Source organism: Bradyrhizobium sp. 195, assembly GCF_023101665.1.
Classification (GTDB): Bacteria; Pseudomonadota; Alphaproteobacteria; order Rhizobiales; family Xanthobacteraceae; genus Bradyrhizobium.
This window is the reverse complement of record NZ_CP082161.1, coordinates 2,626,411-2,647,700: the sequence shown is the minus strand read 5'-3', so window position 1 is coordinate 2,647,700 and position 21,290 is coordinate 2,626,411. Positions and strand designations below refer to the sequence as shown.

Here is a 21,290-nt window from a genome sequence, read left to right as displayed (position 1 = left end):
CACCGGATTGACGGTTGCCCCGCCGCGAGCTCGGGCGGATATCGACGCCGCTATGCCGCCGTCGCCTTTTTCGGTGTAAAGCGACCGTAGAACGTTTCGCCTTTAGCGGCCATTTCGATCAAGAGCTTTGGTGGCGTGAAGCGCGAACCATACTTCTTCTCCAGCTTCAGACACAGCTCGACGAACTTTTTCGTTCCCATGAAGTCGATGTAGGACAGCGTGCCCCCGGTGAATGGCGGGAACCCGAATCCGAGAATCGAGCCGACATCGGCCTCCCGCGGATCGGTGATGACGTTATCTTCCACGGTGCGCGCGGCTTCCACTGCCTGGACCACGAGAAACCGCTGCTTCAATTCCTCGACGTCGAGCGTATCCGGATCGAGCCGCTTCGGCTGCAGCACGGTCAGCTCCGACCATAGCTTCTTTTGTCCCTTTCCCTTTTCGGGATAGTCATAGAAGCCCTTGCCATTTTTTCGGCCGAGGCGCCCGCGCTTCTCCACCATTTCGACCAGCAACTTCTTGTGATCCTGATTGACCGCCTGCGTGCCGACATCGGCTTCGGTGGCCCTCAAGATCTTAAGCCCAAGATCGAGCGCGGTTTCATCACTGAGTGAGAGCGGCCCGACCGGCATGCCGGCCATCTTGGCGACGTTATCGATCATCGCGGGCGGAACGCCCTCTAGCAGCATCTCATATCCTTCGAAGAGGAAAAGCATCACGCAACGGTTGGCGTAGAAGCCGCGAGAGTCGTTGACGACTATCGGCGTTTTCTTGATCTGGCGCACGTAGTCGAGTGCGGTGGCCAGCGCCACGTCTCCAGTGTCATTGCCGACGATGATTTCCGACAGCATCATCTTCTCGACTGGAGAGAAGAAGTGGATCCCGATGAACTTAGACGGATCCCTGAACTCCTCAGCCAGCGAATTGATCGGCAGCGTCGAGGTGTTCGTCGCAAAGATCGCGCCCTTCTTCAAAAGCGGCTGCGCTTTGGCGTAGGTCTCTGCCTTGACCTTCCGATCCTCGAACACCGCCTCGATCACTAGGTCGCAATCGCTTATCGCGTTGTAATCTGCGGTGGCGGTAATGCGCGAGAGGATCGCGTCGCCGTCGGCTTGATTCATCCGGCCCTTGGAAACCGCCGCATCGACGTTCGCCTGGGCGTGTCCCTTGCCCTTGTCGGCCGAGGCCTGGTCGCGATCGATCAGCACCACATCGATTCCCGCCTGAGCGGAAATGTAGCCGACGCCGGCGCCCATGAAACCTGCCCCAATGACAGCGAGCTTCTTCACCCTTGTCGGCGGCACCTTCTGCGGACGACGCGCACCCTTGTTCAGATCCTGCATCGATATAAAGAGCGAGCGGATCATCGCCGCCGCTTCCTTCGAGCGCAAAATCTTTGAGAAGTACCGAGACTCGACGCGCAGCGCTGTATCCATCGGCAACTGCAGGCCTTCGTAGACGCACTGCAGAATTGCCCGTGCGCCCGGATAATTGTCGTAAGTCTCCCGGCGCAGCATCGCGGTCGCAGGCTGGAAGAACTGCAAGCCCGCTTTCGAGTAGACCGTACCACCAGGCAACTTGAAATCTTTCTGATCCCAGGGCGCGACCGCCTTGCCGCCGGCTTTGATCCAGTTCTTGGCCTTCTGAATCAGATCCCCAGCAGGCACCACCTCTCCGATGATGCCGCGGGCTTGGGCCTTCTTGACATCGATGGCCTCGCCCTTGAACAGCATCTGTACGGCGTCCATGGTCGGCATCAGGCGCGGCAGGCGCTGCGTGCCGCCGGCGCCGGGGAAAATTCCAATTTTGACCTCCGGCAGCCCGACACGGGCTTTTGGATTGTCGGACGCTATGCGGTGGTGGCAGGCAAGCGCCAGTTCGAAGCCGCCGCCGAGCGCCGTTCCATTGATCGCGGCAACCCACGGCTTGCCACCAACCTCGATATTTCGGAACGATTGCGACAACTTGCGCGCCTCACCGAACAGGTATTTGTTCGCCGCTTCCTCGCCTTGCGACTTCAACATCTCCGCGTGAGTACGGTTCATCGCTTCGAGCATCGTCAAATCCGCGCCGGCGCAGAAAGCGTCCTTGCCGGATGTGACAACGACGCCCTTGACTGCCGCATCTGATGTCATCTGCTCGATGATCGCGGCAAGCTCGGCGCCGGACGTGTCGTCGATGACGTTCATCGATTTTCCGGGGATATCCCACGTCACCAGCGCAATGCCGTCGACGTCCGTCTCAATTCTGAAATTCTTGTAGGCCATGTGATCGTTCCAATTCCTTGTCGCCATCCAGGGGGGCCTCGCTCCTCGCGAGGCCCCTAAGGACGTCATGATTAGGATTTTCGCCTGGGTTGCCTCCCCTTACGGGGAGGAGAACAATTCAGACCCGTTCGATGATGGTCGCGGTGCCCATTCCGCCGCCGATGCACAGCGTCACGAGAGCGGTGGATTTGTTGGTGCGCTCGAGTTCGTCGAGGACCGTACCGAGGATCATCGCGCCGGTCGCGCCAAGTGGGTGGCCCATCGCAATCGCGCCGCCGTTGACGTTGATCTTGTCCCTGTCGATTTCGAACGCCTGCATCAATCGCAGGACCACGGAGGCAAACGCCTCGTTCAGTTCGACCAGATCGATGTCCGACAGCTTCATGCCGGAACGATCGAGCACTTTCTTGGTCACATCGACCGGACCGGTCAGCATCATCGCAGGTTCGGAGCCGACATTGACGAACGCGCGAATCTTTGCACGTGGCTTGAGGTCATGCCTCTTGCCAGCATCCTTGCTACCGAGAAGAACGGCTCCCGCGCCGTCGACAATACCCGACGAGTTGCCCGCATGGTGTACGTAATTGATCGCCTCGATTTCCGGATGCGATTGCACGGCAACGGCGTCAAAGCCGCCCATCGCACCCATCGTGGCGAATGATGGCTGCAGCTGGCCGAGCGACTGCATTGTCGTTCCCGGGCGAATATGCTCGTCCTTTGCAAGAATCGTGATGCCGTTGACGTCCTTCACCGGCACGACCGATTTCTTGAACCGTCCTTTCTCCCAGGCCCGGGCGGCGCGCTCCTGGCTCTGAACGGCGTAGGTATCGACGTCATCGCGCGAGAAGCCGTATTTAGTGGCAATCAAATCCGCTGCGACGCCCTGAGGCATGAAATAGCTCGGCACCGCCATCGAAGGGTCCGTCGGCCATGCCGAACCGGAGGACATGATCCCGACGCGGCTCATGGATTCCGCGCCGCCGCCGATGGTCAATTCGTGCTGCCCCGACATGATCTGCGCCGCGGCAATATTCACGGCGTCGAGGCCCGACGCGCAGAAGCGGTTGACCTGAATACCGGGCACTGACTTGTCGAAGCCGGCCTTCAGCGCGGCAAATCGCGCGATGTCGCTCCCTGCCTCGCCGATCGGATCAACGACGCCGAGCACGACGTCATCGACGCTGTCAGGCGCCAGATTGTTGCGCTCCTTCAGCGCCTGTAGCGGAACGGCCGCCAGCGCGAGGGCGGTCACTTCGTGGAGCGAGCCGTCGGATTTCCCCTTGCCGCGCGGCGTGCGAACGTGATCGTAAATATATGCCTCAGGCATCTCTGGCCTCTCCTGCCTTGTTTACCTCCCCGGTTCGGGAGGAATTGTCCCATCGCAAATCAAGCTGTCTCGAGTCACTCGCGAGAGCGCGACCGACACCGCCCCTTCTCACTCAGATCAAAGTAGATGCTGCAAACCTACATAAGTTGCTTTCGTATATCGACTTGTTTTTTACAAGTCTTGGATCGGCGGATTTCGGTCCAGCCGCACACCAGCTCTCGATGCGGCAGGTCTGATCTTCGTTCAGTGTTCAGCGGTGCGTGACGACCCTGCGCCGGCGCATCACGGCTCAACTCATTGCGCAGGTCTGCCGTGAGGCGCCACCGTGTGGACACCGGAGCCCGACCTTCCGTCCCTGCTCACTCTGAGGAAGCGTCAAGGACTTCGCCGAAAAGCTCCCAGGCGGTACCACTCCAGCGTTGCAGCCTCATTTGTGTGTAATTCATGTTGATCTTATCGCTCGTACTGACGCTGATGCCAGGCAACAGCGTCGGTAGCATCACATTCTTCAGGCTCTTCGCCTGCTTGATGATGTTCTCGCGGGAAAGATCGCTCCCACACTGTTTGATCAGGTGTTCGAGCAGCACTGCTTGCGCATACCCGTACTGGATATTGGTGTCGGCGATATCAGCGCCCGGCATGTACTTTTCGATGAAGGCTCGATAGCCCTTCATCCCAGCGTCGCTGGCCCACTGCGTGTCGACCGGATCCATCATGTTCTGCCCGACGATCACACCGACCGCCCTTTCCAGACCTGCCGGCTTCAGGGTCGCGCTAACCGAACTCGAGGGGTAGTTCAGCACGATCGTGGGTTTCCAGCCGATCTCGGCAGCCCTCCGAATGGCTTGCGCCGCGAACTTTGGCGTCCCCGCCACCATCAGCGCATCGGCCCCTGAACTCTTCAAGTTCAGGATTTGAGAATCCACCGTTGGATCGCTGACCTCATATGAGACGGCGATAACCTTCGTTTCGAAAGCACCTTTCAAGATCGCCTTGAAAGCGTTGACGTAATCTTTGCCGAGATCGTCATTCTGATAGAGGATGCCATACTTCGCATTCGGCATCGTCTTGGTCAAAAACTTGGCATAGATCTTCCCCTCCGTATCGTAACTGACGATGCTCGTCGTCGTCAGCGGATAATCCGCGACGTTCGTGAACTTGTTCGACCCGGTGATCATGCCTATGCTCGGCACGCGCTTCGCAATCAGATATTTGGCGACCGCTGTGTTTCCCGGGGTACCAAGCTGACCATAGATGAACGCAACCTCGTCGCCTTCGACGAGCTTGCGCACCTGCTCCACCGCTTTGGGCGGGCTGTAAGCATCGTCGTAGGCAATGTAGTTTATTTTCCGGCCGTTGATGCCGCCGCGGTCGTTGACCGATTGGGCATAGGCTAGAATGGCCTGACCTATGACACCGTACGGCGAGGCCGGTCCGCTGAAAGGAAAGACTCCGCCAATCTTGATCTCAGACGGCGTCACACCCGGTGCATCGGCGGCATACGCAGCGGACCCGAACGACATCAGCATCAGAGCAATAAATGGCCTGAAGAGCTTGAACATGACATCACTCCAAAACTGTGAAACTACGTGTCTTCTTAAACCTCAAGCCGGTTGGAGAAGGTCGGCTCCTTGACTAGGACGCGCGGCGTATGCGCGTCGACGACGGGAGCCGCTCACGGACCATCTCCCGAACCAGGTCCTTGCGTACTTTGCCGAAGCTGTTGCGCGGCAATGCGTCAAGGCAGACCACCTCACGCGGCCGCTTGTAGCTCGCGAGGGACGCGCAGCTCCTTACGATGTCGTCCATATCTACGGCTGCATCTGTCGCCTTGACGATGGCAGCGACAACGATTTCGCCCCACTTTTCGTCGGGGACACCGACGACCGCGACTTCCCGGATTGATGGATGATCGATCAACGCCAATTCGACTTCGGCGCAATAGACATTCTCTCCGCCGGAGATGATCATGTCCTTCTTGCGGTCCTTGATAGCAAGGTATCCGTCCTCATCGAGAACACCGACATCGCCGCTGCGATACCACTCCTGCCCATTCAGATCGATGATCGCGTCCCGCGTCGCTTGCTCGTTGTCGAGATACCGAGAGAATGCCGTCGGCCCGCTGATGAGAATTTCTCCGATCTCGCCACGAGGAAGGACCCCGCGCTTGTCGTCGTAGATGGCGATCTGCGTCCCAGGTGCCGGGAGCCCGGCACTGCCTGGCTTCCTCGACAGCATCGACGGAGGACAGGTCGAAACGAACAGCATTTCGGTGATGCCGTAAGTGTTCATAACTCCATTGGGTAATTCGAAGCGTTTGGTGATTTGCTCCGCAAGTACCGGCGGCAACGGGGCGGACGCTGAAAGCCAGTTTACGAGATGAGGCAACGGCTTCGTCTCGGCAGTCAGTTCGCGCAGCAATTGCCAGGCCATCGTCGGGACGATGAACGCAGTGTTGATCTCGAGCTTCTCCAGATATTCCAACGTTTGTGCAGCGTTGAGCTTCTTGAACAAAAACTGCGTCCCACCACACATCACGACCGGGAGCGCAACGTTTTCCATCGCTCCTCGATGAAAAAGGGGAGCGACGCCCAAGACTCTGATGGGTTCCGAAATCCGAATAGCCCAGGCGCCGAGCATCGCGGCAGCCAGAGCAGATCGGTGCTTAACCACCGCTCCCTTCGGCCGGCCTGTCGTGCCCGATGTGAACCAGATGCCGCTATCAGCATCTGAGCTCACGATCGGGAAGGAGGACATGTCTGTGGTAGCGCTTAGCAGATCGTCGAAGCGAAGCTGATCGGGCCCCACGCCGCTGCCGCATACGATCAGTCGGATCGAGAGGGTAGAGGTCGCGATGGCCTGAGACGCCAGTCCGGCGAGCTCTTCATCAACGATGAGCGCTTTACACTTGGCTGCCGAGAGCTGATACGCGAGCTCTTCGGCCGTCAGTCGAAAGTTCAGAGAAACTGTCAGTGCACCGAGACGGGCGATCGAAAAGTAAGACAGAAGCAGCTCGCGCTGATTCCACAGCAAATATGCAACCCTGTCGCCTGCTCCAATTCCGAGCCGCTGAAGTCCAGCCGCAAGGCGGTCGACGGTCTCATCGAATTCGCGGTAGGTCAGCGACCCCGCCTCATCGACGACGGCGCTTCTTTGCGGCGTCGCGCGGGCCGTTGCCCGAAGAACATCCGAAACCGAAATGGCTCGATCCAGCACCATGACCTCCCCTTGTTCGTTCTGGCAGCTTGTGCTGCTCTTGGTGTTTTCCGACTTCACCTAACGTGGTGGCTCCGGCTGCCACTTCACCCAATGGAAGAACGACCTGCATTTCCGGCATCGAAACAAGACTTCGGAAACGCTTCCACCGAAAGGCGATTCGATATCGACAACATCGCTCTCACAGTGCGGACAAACGACCTTGCTGGCATCTACCGGCAAGTCGAATGTTGGCTCGTCTCGATTCACGGCATCGCCAATTCGCGATTCTGGAAACGGATCTTCTCGAACAGGTTCTCCGGGATTCCCGGAACGCCATTGCGGCGGATAGACCGCTGCCAGGACCTTGCATGGCCGGCAATTCCATCCGGAACATCGAAGGTTTCACCGACCGCTTTGAGGAAGCGTTCGCGAAGGTCCGAATCCGCCGCATCCCGAAAGCCGCTTGAGAAAACGATATCCGGCTGGTCCGGCTCGCCCCACCAATCCAACGCTTCGACCAGGCGGCGACGGGCGTCTTCATCCACAGTGGACGCCGTATCCTTGCGTAGCGCCTTGACCCACCCCACGGAATAGCTGAGATGAAAGCGCGATTCCTTCAGAATCTTGTCAGCGAGGCGTGCCAGGGTTCTGTCGGCCAGGCTCGTTCTGTATGCGCTCAATTGCGTGGAGATGGCCTGCTCGGCCACGAATATCGTCGCGATAAAATCAGACCACGATTGCGGCGGCCGGTCGAGCAGTTTGGGCGAGCGGATATCCTTCGCACCACGCGTCCACTCCACCTCCTCGAGCGTGACTCCGAAACGCCCCAGATGCTGATAGAGCGCGCGGGCATGCCCATACTGCCCCTGCATCATCGCGCAGATGGACGTGAAGTCCGCGATGGAGCGCCCGTTCTGCAACACCATCATGTACCAGCCGGCGAGCACCAGTTTGGCGTCCGCGATGCAATACAATTCGTCCCGCAGGACTTTGTCCGCTTCTGAAAGGTCGTCGATTGAATTGATGACAGCCATCACACCACCTTTACCTTCGATTTGCTGCCGCGTTCGGTAATCGTGACGATTGCCGACAGCGGTACGATGCACATCTCCCGCCAGATATGCTGGTCGTAGACAAACCAGGCGCGCGCCTCGGCCAGTTCCGCGTTGGGGGCCTCGACAGAGCCGATATGGGTGAGCGGTTCTGCAGAATCTCGGCGCGCAAATACCTCGTAGAACTCCGGCTTGTCGCCACCCAACTCCAATTGTCTATCGATAACCTTTTTCATCATCGCACCCCTAGACCTGTATTCCGAAGCGACGCATCAATTGTCGCGCATTGGGTTCAATGGATTGCGTGGTCCAATCGTGATGCCAGCCTTCAAGGACGTTGACCTTGCTGACACCCTCCAGACCGCCCACAGCGTCCTTGACCGATTGCTTCAACATCGAGACGCCGGGACAGGCCAGGCACGGAATTGCGAGCTCGACATCGACCACGCCGGTGTCCGAGATCGTGACGGCCCTCAACATCCCCATGCTCTCGATGCTGACCGGTATATGCGGGTCATTCACCGCAAGGAGCGCTTCGCGGACCGCCTGTTCCGTCACCACAGGTCCTGCCCCCAAAGCTCAACCTGCATCCGAGTCAGGCCCGGCAGCTTCAATGGGCCGCCTTTCTTCCATTGCGCGAGCTTCTCCGGCCACGTGACCGTACGAAAATCCCACTTCAGGGTTTCCAGATTCAGCAGGATCGGCATTTGGTAATCGAGGACGTAAATGCCCTTTTCGCGGTCGAAGTGAGCCGGGACCTTCAAACCAACCTGCTCGCAGAAAGGCACGAGGCGCTGCAGCCAAATCTGCCTGAGCTGATCGTTGCTGCTGCCGCGTATCTTGTAATGGAGTTGGTCGGTCCTCGACTTGACGTCGTCCGTCGCACCGAACCACTCGGCCCCCAGCGGAAACCAGAAATCCATACGTTCCTGGACCCGCTTCCGCATCTCGGGGCCCTGCTGCATGTAATGGCGGATCATGTATTCGCCGCGCTTGACGTGGAAGTTCTCTTCGAAGTTCACCTTCCGCAGCGATCGGCTATACGGCCCGAATGAACAATTCTCCTCGAGATCGCGCGTCGTGATATATCCCGCCTGATCGCCGACAAGGTGGCCCAGCCCCACATCGATCGGACTCAGGTTTCCAAACTCGAGCAGAAAGAACGTCTTGAAGTTCTTGGGATCACGCTCGAACACCTGGTGATAGGAGTCGAAGCCGAAATCCTCGAGCATGCGGAACATGACCTGGGCATGTCCCATCTCGTCTTGCAGCGCAGACGCGACGGCGATGCGATCGTTGATGCTGGGCGCAAACGTGATGGCATCGAAGTCGAGTGGCAACGTCATGATTTCCAGATCGGCCGCGATCGCCATGGTCGCGACGAGCACGTCACGATAGCGCGGCGTCATCTCGCTGATATCCTCCAGCGTTGCGCCAGCCTTGATCCGGGTCTGTAGAGCGACCTCAGTTGCCTCTTCCGGGATTTCACGTGCGAGCGCCGCTTGAGCCATGGTCGGACCTTCCCTCGTTGTAATTCGCTGATTGTTTATGCGTGGTCCTGAAGATTGCCGCGCAAGACATCGATAACGGAGGGGCCATCATCGGCCTCGATGTCCCTGGGCGCCTCCGACGCGATTTGAAGACCGGTAAGCACGACAGCCTTCAGCGTGCGAACCAGACGGTGAACGTCAATGCGGAGATTCTGACGAAGGCACTCGAGCATGATGCCATCGCCGGTGGAGATCAGGAGCCGAGCCATATCGCTGCTGCTCAGATCGGAGCGGAACATGCCAGAAGCCTGCCCCTGCTCCAGGACAGTACGCACTTCTCGTGCGATCCGATTGTAGCCAGCCTTTACCCTGCGCGCCGCTTCGGATTCAGTTGCCGCCATCTCTATAGAGACGACGATCGGCAGCAACATCGAGCCTGGATGGTCAAGGGCGACCTCGCCGGCCCTCTCCAGATATTTCGTCATGCGCTCGACGGGCGAAAGGCCTTGATCTTGCAGGATCTGAAGATATGGCTCCATGACGTTGGCTCGCACGCGATTGAGCAGCTCAAGCAGGACACCTTCCTTGTTGCCGTAATAGAAGTAGACGCTGCCCTTGGTCAGATCCGCGAGTTGCCCGATCTGCTCCGTCGTCGTGCCGTTGTAGCCTTGGGTCACGAAGAGAAACTCGGCGGCAGCCAATACTGCCGACATGCTCAACTCGCGATGTTCGGAATTTGTCAGTCGTTTCTTGCGCTTTTTCATGCGCTCGAAAGTATTATCACTCGACTCGCGAGGTAAAGCCTCGTGCACCCCTAATGCACCGCTAGACGCACGATCGCCGCTTTCGCCAAAGCCATGGCTAGCGTCGACAACTCCTGACAGTGCGGCTGAAATACACATGCTCATGGCCCAGCGAAGTCTTCTTCGAAGCGGCTAGCAGTTGACATTGATACTCATCTACAATTAACTTACTTACCAGTCAATAACTTTCTTTGAGGGCGGGAGAAACCAGATTTTCGTCTTGGAAACCAGTGAGATACACGAAAGCAGCGGCCCGGCTCGGCAGCTGTTCGGCAGCAAATTGAGCCAAAGCGAGCGATCGACAAGGGAGAAAGGACCAGGAATGACCAAACAGATTGAATTCTATTTCGACTTCGGTAGTCCCTACAGCTACCTCGCACAGAGCCAGCTCAAGAAGCTGGCCGTAGATACGCAGGCAACCGTCGTCTACATGCCCATCAATGTGTTGGATCTGATGAAAGCGACCGGCAACACCCCGACGACAATCGAGTGCAGGGCGAAGAGAAAATACGCAAAAAGCGATCTGCAACGTTGGGTCAAAAAGTACGGCGTCGGCTGGGAGCCCAACCAGAACTTCCGGCACATCGACCTCAACTTCCTGCTTCGCGGGGCTATCGCCGCGATCAAGCTCGGGGTGGGTCCCGATTTCGTATCGAAGGTGTTCACTGGCCTCTACGCTCAGGTGCTTGACCTCGGCAACGTCGAAATCCTCAGAGACTTCCTGAAGAAGAACGATCTTCCTGCCGATCGCATCCTCGAACTGATGGCTCAGGAGGAGACCTCCGAGGAACTGAAGGCCCGCAACAAGGCAGCCGAAGAAGCCGGCCTGTTTGGTACACCAACGTTTCGGATCGGAGAGGAGCTCTATTTCGGAAACGATCGGCTTCCATTCGTTGAAGCAGCAGCAAAAGCGCAGGCATGATCATGACAAAACCAGTTTGTGTTATTACCGGGGTTGGTCCCGGCACGGGCAGCGCACTCGCCCGCCGCTTCTCTCGCGGCGACTACCACGTCGCTCTCATTGCGCGCTCGGAGAAGCGCATTCCGAAGCTGCAAGCCGAACTGCCGGACGCCTCCGCCCACATCTGCGATGTCACGCAGGAGGACCAGGTCAGCGAAACCATCGCAAAAATCACGCGTGACCACGGCGCGCCCGCGATCGCCATCCACAATGCCGTAGGCGGAACGTTCGGAAATTTCCTGGAAGTGGATCCCGCGGCTCTTGAGACGAACTTCAAAGTCAACACCATGGGACTGCTTTACCTTGCCAGAGCGGTCGCTCCTGCGATGATCAAGGCGCAAAGCGGTGCCATCATCGCGACCGGCAATACCTCAGCCTATCGCGGAGTCGAGAGCTACGCCGGCTTTGCGCCGTCGAAGGCGGCAGAACGCATCCTTGCCGAATCGATGGCGCGGCATCTGGGCCCGAAGGGCGTCCATGTCGCCTTTCTGATGATCGACGCAGTCATCAACGTGCCATGGGCTCGCAAGATGTTCCACGACAAGCCGGAAGAGTTTTTCGCTCAACCGACAACGATTGCCGATGAGATTTGGCACATTTGCCATCAGCCTCGCTCGGCATGGTCGTTCAACTACGAACTCCGCCCCTACGGCGAGAAGTGGTGATCGGCTTCATCTCGCAATCGATCGCGATGCCGATCTGAAAAATGCCGGACCGTCGCCATTGCTGAGCGACCGGTCCGGCCCGCGACCATAGCCACCTACTTTTCAGACCGTGGAGAAGAAATTGCCTGAAGCACTTTCTTCGGAGGCGCGGGCGAACTTGCCAAGCGACCAGATGGGATGGGAACTATTTTGCGGCTCAAGGCAACACTAACCGCGTCGGAGACCGAGAGCTGACCTTGGGAGACGATCCATGTCGAAACGAAGTCCAATCCTGATCACCGGCGCCGGCGGAGAAGTTGGCTCGGTCAGTAAAACGATCATCCACATGCTGCTGGAGAAGCAATATCCAGTACGTGCCTTTGTCAAAAGGGACGACGAACGGGCCGAAGCGCTGCGGGAAGCCGGTGCAGAAGTATTTGTCGGGAATCTTCTCGATCTCGCCGACGTCGTCGCCGCCGTGAAGGGCTGTCAACGAATCTATTTCAGCATGAGCTTGAACCCCTACTATACCGACGCCAGCATCCTGATGGCTGCAGCCGCACAAGAACAAGGGGATACCGAAGTGTTCGTGAACATTTCGGAATACGAGCAGTGCTACATGACCTTCGACAGAATGTCGACCTCGCACGATGTAAGACGCGCTTGGCTGGGCGGCTTGATTGGCGATTGGTCGCGGCAACAACGGGCTCACTGGGCTTCGGAGCGGGCGTTGAAATGGTCAGGCCTGCCGGTTGTGAACGTTCAGGCGACCATGTTCGTCGAGAATCCCATCCTGTCGTGGTTTCCTCTGAAGCAGCTCCTCGGTGCGAATGAGTTGCACCTGCCGTTTGGGTCGCAGAAGGTTGCGCCCATTGCGGCCTATGATGTTGCAGAAGTATGCGCGAAGATTCTGATGGATCCTTCGGGGCATGTTTCGAAGTCTTATGCGTTGACGGGTCCGACGTTGAAAGACATGCACGGGGTTGCGGAGGACTATGCCGCGGTGCTGGACCGGCGTATTTCTTACGTTCCTCAGGAGGCGGACGCCTGGATCGAGACTTACGTCAACAGCGCTTATGCGTCCCGCAATCCGCATGTCGCAAGCCACATAAGGGCGCTCGTCCACTTGGTCGCCGGCGGACGCTATGACATCGTTGACGACCAGCTCGAGCGGTTACTTGGGCGTACTCCGAAGGACATACAATGGGCTTTGAAGCGATCGATGCGTATTCGCGAAGCTTTACAGAACGCATAGATCGAGGGGATGCACCGCCGCGCGGGAAGGCGGGCAGCTTGATCGAAGCCGGCGCGCAGGCACTGATGGAAGCCAATCGGAATTTTCGCGGCCCGAGGTATATGCTCGAACTACAAGGCCAAGCCAGGCGATCTTGATCGACAATCGCGGTTGGATCCGCGCGGCGTCGAAGAGTCCCCCACCCCCCAAAAAAAGTGGCCCGGGATCGGAGATCCCGGGCCAGTCTGGGAGACTCGCGCGCCCACTTCACAGCGCAATCCAAAGAACCAGCTGCACGATGACCGCGAAAGGCAATCCGAAGGCCAGCGCGAGAAGCTGACCTTCTCTGATTTCATCGACGCTCGGATCGGGAAAGAATTCGATCGCGAATAGACCACATTCCATGAGCCGCCCCCAATTTTTCCTGAACAACGATTTTCCCTGCGTTCGTCCTTTCTCAGCCCTCGACTTTGAAGGTGAGCCCGGCATTTCGAACCAACCGAGGTATCAGCTTGTCGCCCATCGCAGCGCCAGGCGTCCAAATGCCAGCAGCGACGTCGCTCGCGTCCTGCAGGAGGCAGATCGCGCATTCCGTGATCATTTTTGACGTCGATCCGTAGCCTGGATCCCTGTCACCTCGAACCGCGACAGAGATCTTGCCGCGATCCTTGCTACTCCCGATGAACAGGACGTCGTAACAACCGGCCTCGCGTTCTGCCTTCGATGGGCCCTCACCCGGCTTTGGACTGCCTTCGCCGCCGAACGATCTGTTATCCTCTGCAATCTTGGCGGCCGTAATCTCGCCCTGGTTGCCGGGACCGGCGACGATCATCTCGTCGTAAACGAAGCCGGTCCCGTAGGTGTGCCCCATGAGAGCGTTCGAGCGATGGACGTTGCGCGTGTTGATCGGCGACATGATGAAGGGGGCCACCCAGGCGCCGAGGTCCTCGTCGAACTCAATCTTCATTCCATGCGGCTGCTTCGGCCCGGCAAAGCCGGGCGTCAGAAGAAACGGATCCTTGAGCTGGTCGAGCACCTTCGGATCACTCATCGCCGCGGCCATCGTCGCGCGTGAACTGGCTGCAGTTCCGCCCGAGAACGTGCCCTTCATCACCCGGACCCGGCCTTTCACGTGCTCGGCCGGACCTCCCCACGCCTTCCTGGCGGTACCCTGCAGGAAGAACACGCCGAGTTCGAACGGCACGGAGTCGAAGCCGCACGAGAAAACGATGCGCGCCCCGCTCGATCGGGCCTCGTCCTCATGGGCGTCGATCATGCTCCTCATCCAGACGGTCTCGCCGCTCAAGTCGAGATAGTCCGTGCCGTCGCGAGCGCACGCCGCCACCAATTTCGATCCGAAAAGCTGGAAGGGTCCGACCGTGGAGATCACGGCGCGGGTCGACCGAGCCAGCGCCTGCAGCGACGCTTCGTCGTTCGAGTCAGCCTTGATCAGCAATGTATCGTCGGGCGCGCCGATCTCGGCGCGGACGGTGGCGAGCTTCTCGAGGTCGCGGCCCGCCATTCCCCATTTGATTTTCTTTCCGTATCTCGTCGCGAGGTACTCGGCCACGAGCCGACCGGTGAAGCCACTGGCGCCAAAGACAATCAGATCGCAGGCGCTATCGCGTACCATATTCTCGCTCCATCAGTGCTCGGAGGCGCGGCCTCACTTACGGCCACGAACTCACGACTCACGAAATGACTCATCCTGCCGAGAAGGCTGAACCGTTGTTTTTCATCAATCTTCTTGGCACCAAGAAAACATTCTGACTATACAGTAAGTTTCATTGATGTAAAGTATGGCGCGTCTCGGCTGCCCCTTGCGGCTGAGCTTCGGATGCCCCCTCCAACAGAACATCAGGTCTTCAAAATGGTCAGCTTGAAAAGCTTGTTCGATCTCTCTGGAAAGAAAGCCCTCGTGACCGGGGGCTCCCGCGGGCTTGGGCTCCAAATCGCCGAAGCACTGGGCGAACAGGGAGCGGAGATCGTATTGTCGTCGCGGAAGGCTTCGGATCTTGAAAAGGCGCAGGCGCATCTCGCCGGCCGCGGAATCTCAGCACAATGGATCGCAGCGGACAACTCCAGGGACGATGACATCTCACGTCTCGTCGACGAGGCCATCGGCAAGCTCGGGCGAATTGATATTCTCGTCAACAATGCGGGAGCGACATGGGGGGCTCCGACCGAAGATCACCCGATCGAGGCGTGGGACAAGGTCATGAATCTCAACATTCGCTCCCTCTTCCTCCTGAGCCAGCAGATCGGAAAACGCTCGATGATTCCGAACCGATATGGTCGGATCATCAATCTGGCGTCGATCGCCGGCCTCCTCGGCAGCACGAGCACGACTCAAACGATCGCCTACAACACGAGCAAGGGCGCCGTGGTCAACTTCACCAGAGCACTCGCCGGCGGCTGGGGGCGCTACGGCATAACGGTGAACGCGTTGGCGCCGGGCATGTTTCCTTCGAAAATGACCAAGGGCACGATCGAGCAGGTCGGCATGGAGAAGCTGACGACAGGCGTACCTCTTCAGCGCATCGGTGACGAAGACGACCTGAAAGGCGCCGCCCTGTTATTCGCCAGCGAAGCCGGCAAACACATCACCGGTCAGATCCTAAGCGTGGACGGCGGTCTAACGGCTGTACTGTCCTCATCCTAGCGAGCCCTCATAACCGATCAGCCGTTATCTTGGATGAGATGCTCCACGAGTTCCGGGTCGCAGCCGCCTCTCGTGCTTCGCCGCGCCGCTCGCGACGTTCACGGGATTGACCCCCAACACCCGCTGTTCGGGGATCAAGGAGCTTCTCGTTCAAGATTCAGGAACTCACTCTTCGAGAGTGAGGAGCCTTCAAGGGCCTCGACAGTTGATTTCCGAACGGCGATAGTCGCATCGACTACCGCATGATCAAACCCGGGCTGCTTCGGGCGACGGACGCAGCAATCGTTCTGCGCGCAGCCGCAGCTCGTGTTTCAAGACCTTGCCGGTGCCGTTTCGCGGGAGGTCATCGACCAGGAAGACGTGTTTGGGCTTCTTGTAGCCCGCGATTCGCCCTTGAGCGGTCGCGATCACATCTTCGATCGTCAACGAGCTATCCGCCGAGCGCTCGACGAACGCAACAACCGACTCGCCGTAGATATCGTCCGGAATGCCGACGACGGCGGCGTCCGCAATGCCGGGGTTGGTCAGCAGGGCCTGCTCGACTTCCTTTGTGTAGACATTCAAGCCGCCGCTTATGATCATGTCCTTCTTGCGGTCCACGATATAGAGGTACCCAAGCTCGTCGCATCTTGCAATGTCGCCGGTATGCAACCAGCCGTCGCGCAGCGCCGTCGCCGTCTCCTCGGGCCGTTCATAGTAGCACCGCATGACGGTGAAACGCCCCGGCTCGCCCGATCGAACGAGCAGCTCGCCCGGCTGTCCCGGCACGGTGTCGGCCCCGCGATCATCGACGATCCTGATCTCCACGCCCGGTGTCGGACGTCCGATCGATTCCGGCCGGACGAACTGTTCCTCGTGCGCAAGCGACGTTACCGCTCCGGCTTCCGTCATGGCGAAGAAGGAGACGAGGCGGACGTGCGGAAGCAAGGACAGAAACTTCCGTTTCAGCTCCACCGGGAACGCCTCCCCGGTCACGACAATGCACCGTAACGAGGCGCACCGCGACGGGTCTTCCTGGATCGCAGGCAGCATCATGCGACAGACGGTCGGCACCATTCCGACCACGGTGATCTTCTCGTCTTCGATCGCCCGGACAGCCGCGACGGGATCGAACGTCTTGAGGATCACCAAGGTCCCCCCGAGACTCAGGGCGTTCGCCAGTCGCGCCAAGCCGGCGCGATGCGCCAGAGGCGTTGTAACCAGATAGTTGTCGTCGCTCGAAATGCTCCATTCGACGGCGTGCACGAAATAGTTCTGCACGATGAGGTTCGAATGGGTAATAACTGCTCCCTTGGGAGCACCCGTCGTGCCTGACGTGTACATTACCAATGCATCGTCCGCAAACGGCAGGGGATGCAGGGGAACCGGATCGTTGGCGCGCAACTCGGCCAGGCCGATCGTGCCGAAGATCTTCGCCCCGGTCGAGATGAAGACCGCGTCCGGAAGGTCCTTCGCGACTTCAGCGCGCAGAGCGAAATCCGCCTCCAGAGCGACCGCGAACGGTTTGCTGTCACGGCAAATGTACTGCAGCTCGAGGGCTGTGAGCCTTGTCGGTACCGGAACCACGATCACACCGATCGAGAAGGCCGCGTAGAGAAGCTCGACCAGTTCGATTCCATTCGGCAGGTAGATGACCAGCCGGTCTCCGGCTTTTGCGCCGAGTTTGAGCAGTCCGGCCGCGAGATTGAGTATCCGGCGGTCGAGCTCGCTGTAGCTGACACGATCGCGTCCACAGACGAGTGCGGTCTTTTCGGGATAGCGGACCGCTTGTGCTCGGAAGATCGTGTCGAGCCGCATCGAAGCCTCAAACGATCCGGAACGCCGGGTACCGTACGTCTTCCGAGAGGCGGTCCCAGCTTACTTCGACGCGCTGGCCGATCGAGACCCTGTCCGGATCTGTGCCGACGATGTTACCGAGCATCCTGACCCCTTCATCCAGTTCGACCGTCGCGATGGATAGCGGTAAGCGCCCCTCAAGCCCGGGACCCGGAACGCGGATCACCGTACAGGCATAGATGACTCCTTTTCCCGAAACCTCGCGCCACTCCAGATTTCGGCTCCCGGTGAAAATGCTGACCGGGCGCGGATAGTGCTGGAATTGATTGGTGTCCTTGCAGAATTGCAGCACGAGTTTTCCGCGTTTCGCGGCCTCCCAGAATGGGGTGGTATCGACATAGACCGAGACCTTCGGAACGGGGCGCGCGGCCGCTTGATCAACCATCGCTAGGTCTCCAGGATCAGGGCTGCGCTTGTGCCCCAGTTGCGCGCAAATGGGATGACGCCGATTCCCGTGACCAGCGCGTTCCTGGCATCCTTCACCTGTCGACCGCCTCCTTCTCCGAACATCTGTCGGACAGCCTCGGCCAGATTGAGCCCGCCGCTCGCCAATCCTGGTTGCCCGGCCGAGATCTGACCGCCTCCCGTGTTCAGCGGCAATGTGCCGGTGCGCGAGAGATCCGTAGCCAGAGTGAAGTCGCTGCCCTGCCCGCGCTCACAGAACCCGAAATCTTCGAACTGCATCATGACGGCGATCGTAAAATCGTCGTACGGCTGAAACATCCGGATGTCCCGGGCAGACAAGCCGCTCTGTTTGTAGATCAAGGGAGCGATGACAGAAAAGCCCGTCTCCGTTATGTCGGGACACGAACGGTCACCGTGCAGATTGGTGATCTCGGCGTAAGCCGTGGGGTAGACCATCTTGCTCAAGCCCAGCGCTCGCGCGCGCTTCTCGGACGTCACCAGGAAGGCGTTCGCCCCATCGCAGAACATCACACAATCCAGCAATCGAAGCGGGTCTGCGATCACACGGGAGTTGAAGTAGTCCTCCATCGTGAGAGGCGTCTTGAACTTCGCGAGCGCATTTTCGTTATGGAGCGCGTGTTCACGCTGTGTGACCGCGATTTTTCCGAGAGCTTCCGGTTTGATCCCATATTGATGATGATACCGGCTCATCAACAAACCAAAGCTCGCGGGAGGTCCTTGAACACCTACAGGTTCCTGAAACTCGCCTCGATATGCTCCGTAATTCGCTCGCCAGGCCGTGCTCGGGGCATCCGCGCAAAGAACAACGACGGTTTCGCACAAGCCGTCTCGGATGGCTGAAGCAGCCCTCGCGATGCCGCCCGTGGCGGAGCATCCCCCGGTGCCACTATAATTCAGCCATTTCGGCGAAAGCCCCAACGCCTCAGCCATATACACGGGGAAAAACGGATTCGGACACTCGCTGAGCGGCGCAGCGACCGCCATGCCGTCGATCTCGGATTTTGGGATGCCCGTGGATTGCAGAAGCTTCGCTAGAGCCTCTCCGCCGAAGTCATACGCGCTACGCCCGGATTTGAACTCGACAGGAGTTTCGGAATAGCCCGCTATGACGATGTCACGCTTCTTCGCCAAACTGATTTCCTCGGAAGTTGAGTTGCCGCCGCACCCGCGCAACGGAACGCGATATCAAGGCTGTCTCCAGGGTAGTCCCTCCGCCTTCCAACCGACCTTGGTGCCGCGATGTCCATCTTCGTCGGCATCGCCCTCGAAGCCGCCGGCGAGACTGAAGCACCGCGCAAACCCTGTCTCGAAGACAGCCTTTGCGGCAGCGGGGCTTCTGCCGCCGGAGCGGCACATGAAAATCACCGGGTTGGCCGGATCGTACGTCGCCTTCAATTTCCCGATGAACTCGGGATTGACGCGCATCTCCGGAAAGACATGCCAGGAGATTTTGGCCACCGCCTTTCCGAGATCCGCAAGATCCGGCACTCCGACATAGGCCCATTCGGGCTCCGTCCGCACGTCGACGAGCCGCGCGTGCTTGTCGGCAGCCAACAAGTCCCATGCCTGTCGCGGCGAAATTTCCGTCGTCATCGGTGTCACAACGGAATAACGATCAAAATATCGACGTTCCTGGAATCCAGGATCACCACCCGCTTCCGGAAGCGGGGCTGACCATCCTCGATCACGACTTCGTCGAGATATCTGCCGACCGCGAACAAGTCCATGCGACCGGTTTCCATGGTTCGCACGATCTGAAAGTTCGACCGAGCCGAAATCGCCATCTCCGATGTCGGCTCCAGAAACTCCGATCGTCCGATAATGTGGCTATAGGTATGCGGCTCGAAAATGTTGGCCGAATAAAATGCCTTCACCCGGTCCTGCATCATACCCCTTCCGACACAACGCACGACGCCGATCGGAAGTCCCGCCTCATGGTTCTCGCGGGTCGTCACGTGATACAGAGCGTCCGACGTGAAGAACTGCGGCCAGATATCCAACCTCATGTCGTCGACCGAATGGGCGTAGGCAGCGATCAAGTCCACGACTTGGTCGCGCGTCGGTGCGACCATCTGCTTGGAGGATTTATCGAGAACCTTGTGCATCCCGCCTCTCCTCAGAAGCCCATGATGTGGCGATAGCCGTGCCAGAAGCCGCGAACCGCGGTTTCCGTCGCGCGCGAATTCTTTTCGGATTCGACCTCACGCCCCCCCATCTCGATGAACGACGACTGGTCGGGATCGGCCCGCGTTCCGCGCTGCACGAATTCGTTGATGCAGCCATCCTCCAGCGAGACGAGGCCGGCGGCACCGGTCAGATTGCTTTGCATCACCCGCATGCTCGACTGTTCATCGGTATCCCGCTCGTAGCCCAGATAAATCCAGAACAACTCGGTCTGATCCACGCCGCGCGGGGCGAAAAAGCGGATCGCCAGAGAGTTCAGCGTGAACTGAATGCACATGTTGGGAAAGACGGTCTGGATACTGTGCGTGATGCCGTCGTCGAACTCCTCCCAGGCCTCGAGCAGGCCCGGACCATCGAGAGCGGATTCGTAATTAGCGGAATGCACCTTCGCTTCCGCATATTCGGCCGCCTCCTGCATCTTCGCGCGGCGCGCGAAGCTGAGATGGTGCCATTTGCGCTCGGACAGCGTGATGCCGCCGTCCATGTCGAGCCGGTTCACCTTGAAGGTCGTGTAGAACGTATGCAGCAGCGTCGCATGATAGGAATCGCGCAGGTTCTCGGCGTACAGTTTCCAGTTGTTATGGATCATCTGGCTGTGCGTTCCGAGGATGCGCAACGGTCGGCCGAGGTTTCGCTTGATGAACGATGCCATCTCGGGACCGAGATAGGTCTCGACGTCCTCGATTTCGTCCGCAAAGGTCCCGAAGATCATCCCGCAGAACGACTCCACCCTCAAGGGGCGGAGCCGGTGCTGCGCCGGATCAAAATCCTCCGGCATGCCACCCTGACCGCGCACACCGTTGCGGAAAGCGACGCCCTTGAGCTTGCCGTCGAGCTCGTAATTCCACGCGTGGTAGACGCACGAAAGGCTCGCGACGTTGTCCTTCTTCTTCAGGCACACCAGAGCGCCTTTGTGCGCGCAGCGATTGACCATCGCGTGTACCTTGCCGTCGCGGTCGCGCGTAACGACAACCGGGGTTTCGCCGACGGTCGTGGTCCGGTAGTCCCCGGCATTCTGGATCTCAATGTCCAGGCACAGGAAATTCCAGGTCTTTCCCCTGAAGATCCGCTCCTGCTCCAGCTTGTAGATTTCAGGGTCGGTGAACAGACGGTATGGCGCGCGGGTTACGCCCTGCGGCGGCCATCGGAATTCCGATGCTTCGTTGCGGCCTGCTTGTACCGTTGGCGACATGCGATATTGCTCCC

At 58.9% G+C, this 21,290-nt stretch carries 22 protein-coding genes; 4 read left to right on the top strand and 18 right to left on the bottom strand.

Annotated features, from left to right (window positions below; translation table 11 throughout):
* Positions 1-50: 50 nt before the first annotated feature.
* The 10 genes from IVB26_RS12325 to IVB26_RS12285 all read right to left on the bottom strand — a co-directional run bounded on the left by IVB26_RS12325 (position 51) and on the right by IVB26_RS12285 (position 10,242).
* Complete coding sequence (locus tag IVB26_RS12325) at positions 51-2,267, bottom strand: 3-hydroxyacyl-CoA dehydrogenase NAD-binding domain-containing protein (RefSeq protein WP_247971901.1); 2,217 nt, start codon at positions 2,265-2,267, stop codon at positions 51-53.
* Positions 2,268-2,385: 118 nt separating this feature from the next.
* Complete coding sequence (locus tag IVB26_RS12320) at positions 2,386-3,594, bottom strand: acetyl-CoA C-acetyltransferase (RefSeq protein WP_247971900.1); 1,209 nt, start codon at positions 3,592-3,594, stop codon at positions 2,386-2,388.
* A gap of 359 nt (positions 3,595-3,953) precedes the next feature.
* On the bottom strand, positions 3,954-5,156 hold the full coding sequence (locus IVB26_RS12315) for an ABC transporter substrate-binding protein (RefSeq protein WP_247971899.1): 1,203 nt from the start codon (positions 5,154-5,156) through the stop codon (positions 3,954-3,956).
* Positions 5,157-5,229: 73 nt separating this feature from the next.
* Positions 5,230-6,870 (bottom strand): class I adenylate-forming enzyme family protein, encoded by a 1,641-nt coding sequence (locus tag IVB26_RS12310; protein ID WP_247971898.1) that lies wholly within the window; start codon positions 6,868-6,870, stop codon positions 5,230-5,232.
* The gene (locus IVB26_RS43515; RefSeq protein ID WP_458309348.1) at positions 6,871-7,059 is read right to left on the bottom strand and encodes a PaaD-like zinc ribbon domain-containing protein; all 189 of its coding nucleotides are present in this window, start codon (positions 7,057-7,059) and stop codon (positions 6,871-6,873) included.
* Positions 7,056-7,826 (bottom strand): Phenylacetic acid catabolic protein, encoded by a 771-nt coding sequence (locus IVB26_RS12305; RefSeq protein ID WP_247971897.1) that lies wholly within the window; start codon positions 7,824-7,826, stop codon positions 7,056-7,058. The genes IVB26_RS43515 and IVB26_RS12305 overlap by 4 nt, the downstream gene beginning before the upstream one ends.
* Positions 7,826-8,080, bottom strand: a complete 255-nt coding sequence (locus IVB26_RS12300) for a phenylacetic acid degradation b (protein ID WP_247971896.1) — start codon at positions 8,078-8,080, stop codon at positions 7,826-7,828. The genes IVB26_RS12305 and IVB26_RS12300 overlap by 1 nt, the downstream gene beginning before the upstream one ends.
* 10 nt (positions 8,081-8,090) lie before the next feature.
* Positions 8,091-8,402, bottom strand: coding sequence for a metal-sulfur cluster assembly factor (locus IVB26_RS12295; protein ID WP_247971895.1), 312 nt, complete (start codon positions 8,400-8,402; stop codon positions 8,091-8,093).
* The gene (locus IVB26_RS12290; RefSeq protein WP_247971894.1) at positions 8,399-9,355 is read right to left on the bottom strand and encodes a 1,2-phenylacetyl-CoA epoxidase subunit PaaC; all 957 of its coding nucleotides are present in this window, start codon (positions 9,353-9,355) and stop codon (positions 8,399-8,401) included. The genes IVB26_RS12295 and IVB26_RS12290 overlap by 4 nt, the downstream gene beginning before the upstream one ends.
* Before the next feature lie 35 nt (positions 9,356-9,390).
* Positions 9,391-10,242, bottom strand: a complete 852-nt coding sequence (locus IVB26_RS12285; protein WP_247971893.1) for a TetR/AcrR family transcriptional regulator — start codon at positions 10,240-10,242, stop codon at positions 9,391-9,393.
* A gap of 217 nt (positions 10,243-10,459) precedes the next feature.
* Here IVB26_RS12285 and IVB26_RS12280 point away from each other — a divergent pair, with 217 nt between their 5' ends.
* From IVB26_RS12280 to IVB26_RS12270, 3 genes are all read left to right on the top strand, one after another.
* Positions 10,460-11,059, top strand: a complete 600-nt coding sequence (locus IVB26_RS12280; RefSeq protein WP_247971892.1) for a 2-hydroxychromene-2-carboxylate isomerase — start codon at positions 10,460-10,462, stop codon at positions 11,057-11,059.
* A 2-nt stretch (positions 11,060-11,061) separates the two neighbouring features.
* Positions 11,062-11,763 carry an SDR family NAD(P)-dependent oxidoreductase gene (locus tag IVB26_RS12275; protein WP_247971891.1) on the top strand — a complete coding sequence of 234 codons (702 nt, stop codon included), beginning with the start codon at positions 11,062-11,064 and terminating at the stop codon, positions 11,761-11,763.
* Between the two features lie 250 nt (positions 11,764-12,013).
* A complete protein-coding gene (locus IVB26_RS12270; protein WP_247971890.1) occupies positions 12,014-12,997 on the top strand; it encodes an NAD(P)H-binding protein in 984 nt (327 codons plus the stop codon).
* A 246-nt stretch (positions 12,998-13,243) separates the two neighbouring features.
* On the opposite strand, the gene IVB26_RS12265 is transcribed toward IVB26_RS12270, so the two are convergent.
* Together IVB26_RS12265 and IVB26_RS12260 are read right to left on the bottom strand one after the other, a co-directional pair.
* Positions 13,244-13,408: a hypothetical protein gene (locus tag IVB26_RS12265; RefSeq protein WP_247971889.1), complete on the bottom strand. Its 165-nt coding sequence runs from the start codon at positions 13,406-13,408 to the stop codon at positions 13,244-13,246.
* Between the two features lie 25 nt (positions 13,409-13,433).
* Complete coding sequence (locus IVB26_RS12260; protein WP_247971888.1) at positions 13,434-14,609, bottom strand: saccharopine dehydrogenase family protein; 1,176 nt, start codon at positions 14,607-14,609, stop codon at positions 13,434-13,436.
* Between the two features lie 237 nt (positions 14,610-14,846).
* On the opposite strand from IVB26_RS12260, the gene IVB26_RS12255 reads away from it, so the two are divergent.
* On the top strand, positions 14,847-15,638 hold the full coding sequence (locus IVB26_RS12255; protein ID WP_247971887.1) for an SDR family oxidoreductase: 792 nt from the start codon (positions 14,847-14,849) through the stop codon (positions 15,636-15,638).
* Positions 15,639-15,884: 246 nt separating this feature from the next.
* Here the strand turns inward: IVB26_RS12255 and IVB26_RS12250 are convergent, their stop codons facing one another.
* The 6 genes from IVB26_RS12250 to IVB26_RS12225 are packed head-to-tail and all read right to left on the bottom strand — an operon-like array spanning position 15,885 to position 21,276.
* Complete coding sequence (locus tag IVB26_RS12250) at positions 15,885-17,435, bottom strand: class I adenylate-forming enzyme family protein (protein WP_247971886.1); 1,551 nt, start codon at positions 17,433-17,435, stop codon at positions 15,885-15,887.
* 7 nt (positions 17,436-17,442) lie between these two features.
* Positions 17,443-17,859, bottom strand: a complete 417-nt coding sequence (locus IVB26_RS12245) for a Zn-ribbon domain-containing OB-fold protein (RefSeq protein ID WP_247971885.1) — start codon at positions 17,857-17,859, stop codon at positions 17,443-17,445.
* A gap of 2 nt (positions 17,860-17,861) precedes the next feature.
* Positions 17,862-19,031, bottom strand: a complete 1,170-nt coding sequence (locus IVB26_RS12240; protein WP_247971884.1) for a thiolase family protein — start codon at positions 19,029-19,031, stop codon at positions 17,862-17,864.
* Between the two features lie 54 nt (positions 19,032-19,085).
* Positions 19,086-19,493: a rhodanese-like domain-containing protein gene (locus IVB26_RS12235; RefSeq protein WP_247971883.1), complete on the bottom strand. Its 408-nt coding sequence runs from the start codon at positions 19,491-19,493 to the stop codon at positions 19,086-19,088.
* A 5-nt stretch (positions 19,494-19,498) separates the two neighbouring features.
* Positions 19,499-20,005: an aromatic-ring-hydroxylating dioxygenase subunit beta gene (locus tag IVB26_RS12230; RefSeq protein ID WP_247971882.1), complete on the bottom strand. Its 507-nt coding sequence runs from the start codon at positions 20,003-20,005 to the stop codon at positions 19,499-19,501.
* Positions 20,006-20,016: 11 nt separating this feature from the next.
* Positions 20,017-21,276 carry a Rieske 2Fe-2S domain-containing protein gene (locus IVB26_RS12225; RefSeq protein WP_247971881.1) on the bottom strand — a complete coding sequence of 420 codons (1,260 nt, stop codon included), beginning with the start codon at positions 21,274-21,276 and terminating at the stop codon, positions 20,017-20,019.
* Between the last annotated feature and the right edge of the window lie 14 nt (positions 21,277-21,290).

Bases quoted from the DNA above. Each gene is read 5' to 3' on its own strand.
- IVB26_RS12300 (WP_247971896.1), bottom strand. From the start codon at position 8,080: ATGAAAAAGGTTATCGATAGACAATTGGAGTTGGGTGGCGACAAGCCG.
- IVB26_RS12325 (WP_247971901.1), bottom strand. From the start codon at position 2,267: ATGGCCTACAAGAATTTCAGAATTGAGACGGACGTCGACGGCATTGCG.
- IVB26_RS12235 (WP_247971883.1), bottom strand. From the start codon at position 19,493: ATGACGACGGAAATTTCGCCGCGACAGGCATGGGACTTGTTGGCTGCC.
- IVB26_RS12255 (WP_247971887.1), top strand. From the start codon at position 14,847: ATGGTCAGCTTGAAAAGCTTGTTCGATCTCTCTGGAAAGAAAGCCCTC.
- IVB26_RS12225 (WP_247971881.1), bottom strand. From the start codon at position 21,276: ATGTCGCCAACGGTACAAGCAGGCCGCAACGAAGCATCGGAATTCCGA.
- IVB26_RS12260 (WP_247971888.1), bottom strand. From the start codon at position 14,609: ATGGTACGCGATAGCGCCTGCGATCTGATTGTCTTTGGCGCCAGTGGC.
- IVB26_RS12230 (WP_247971882.1), bottom strand. From the start codon at position 20,005: ATGCACAAGGTTCTCGATAAATCCTCCAAGCAGATGGTCGCACCGACG.
- IVB26_RS12245 (WP_247971885.1), bottom strand. From the start codon at position 17,859: ATGGTTGATCAAGCGGCCGCGCGCCCCGTTCCGAAGGTCTCGGTCTAT.
- IVB26_RS12275 (WP_247971891.1), top strand. From the start codon at position 11,062: ATGACAAAACCAGTTTGTGTTATTACCGGGGTTGGTCCCGGCACGGGC.
- IVB26_RS12285 (WP_247971893.1), bottom strand. From the start codon at position 10,242: ATGAGCATGTGTATTTCAGCCGCACTGTCAGGAGTTGTCGACGCTAGC.
- IVB26_RS12315 (WP_247971899.1), bottom strand. From the start codon at position 5,156: ATGTTCAAGCTCTTCAGGCCATTTATTGCTCTGATGCTGATGTCGTTC.
- IVB26_RS12270 (WP_247971890.1), top strand. From the start codon at position 12,014: ATGTCGAAACGAAGTCCAATCCTGATCACCGGCGCCGGCGGAGAAGTT.
- IVB26_RS12290 (WP_247971894.1), bottom strand. From the start codon at position 9,355: ATGGCTCAAGCGGCGCTCGCACGTGAAATCCCGGAAGAGGCAACTGAG.
- IVB26_RS12305 (WP_247971897.1), bottom strand. From the start codon at position 7,826: ATGGCTGTCATCAATTCAATCGACGACCTTTCAGAAGCGGACAAAGTC.
- IVB26_RS12320 (WP_247971900.1), bottom strand. From the start codon at position 3,594: ATGCCTGAGGCATATATTTACGATCACGTTCGCACGCCGCGCGGCAAG.
- IVB26_RS12280 (WP_247971892.1), top strand. From the start codon at position 10,460: ATGACCAAACAGATTGAATTCTATTTCGACTTCGGTAGTCCCTACAGC.
- IVB26_RS12250 (WP_247971886.1), bottom strand. From the start codon at position 17,435: ATGCGGCTCGACACGATCTTCCGAGCACAAGCGGTCCGCTATCCCGAA.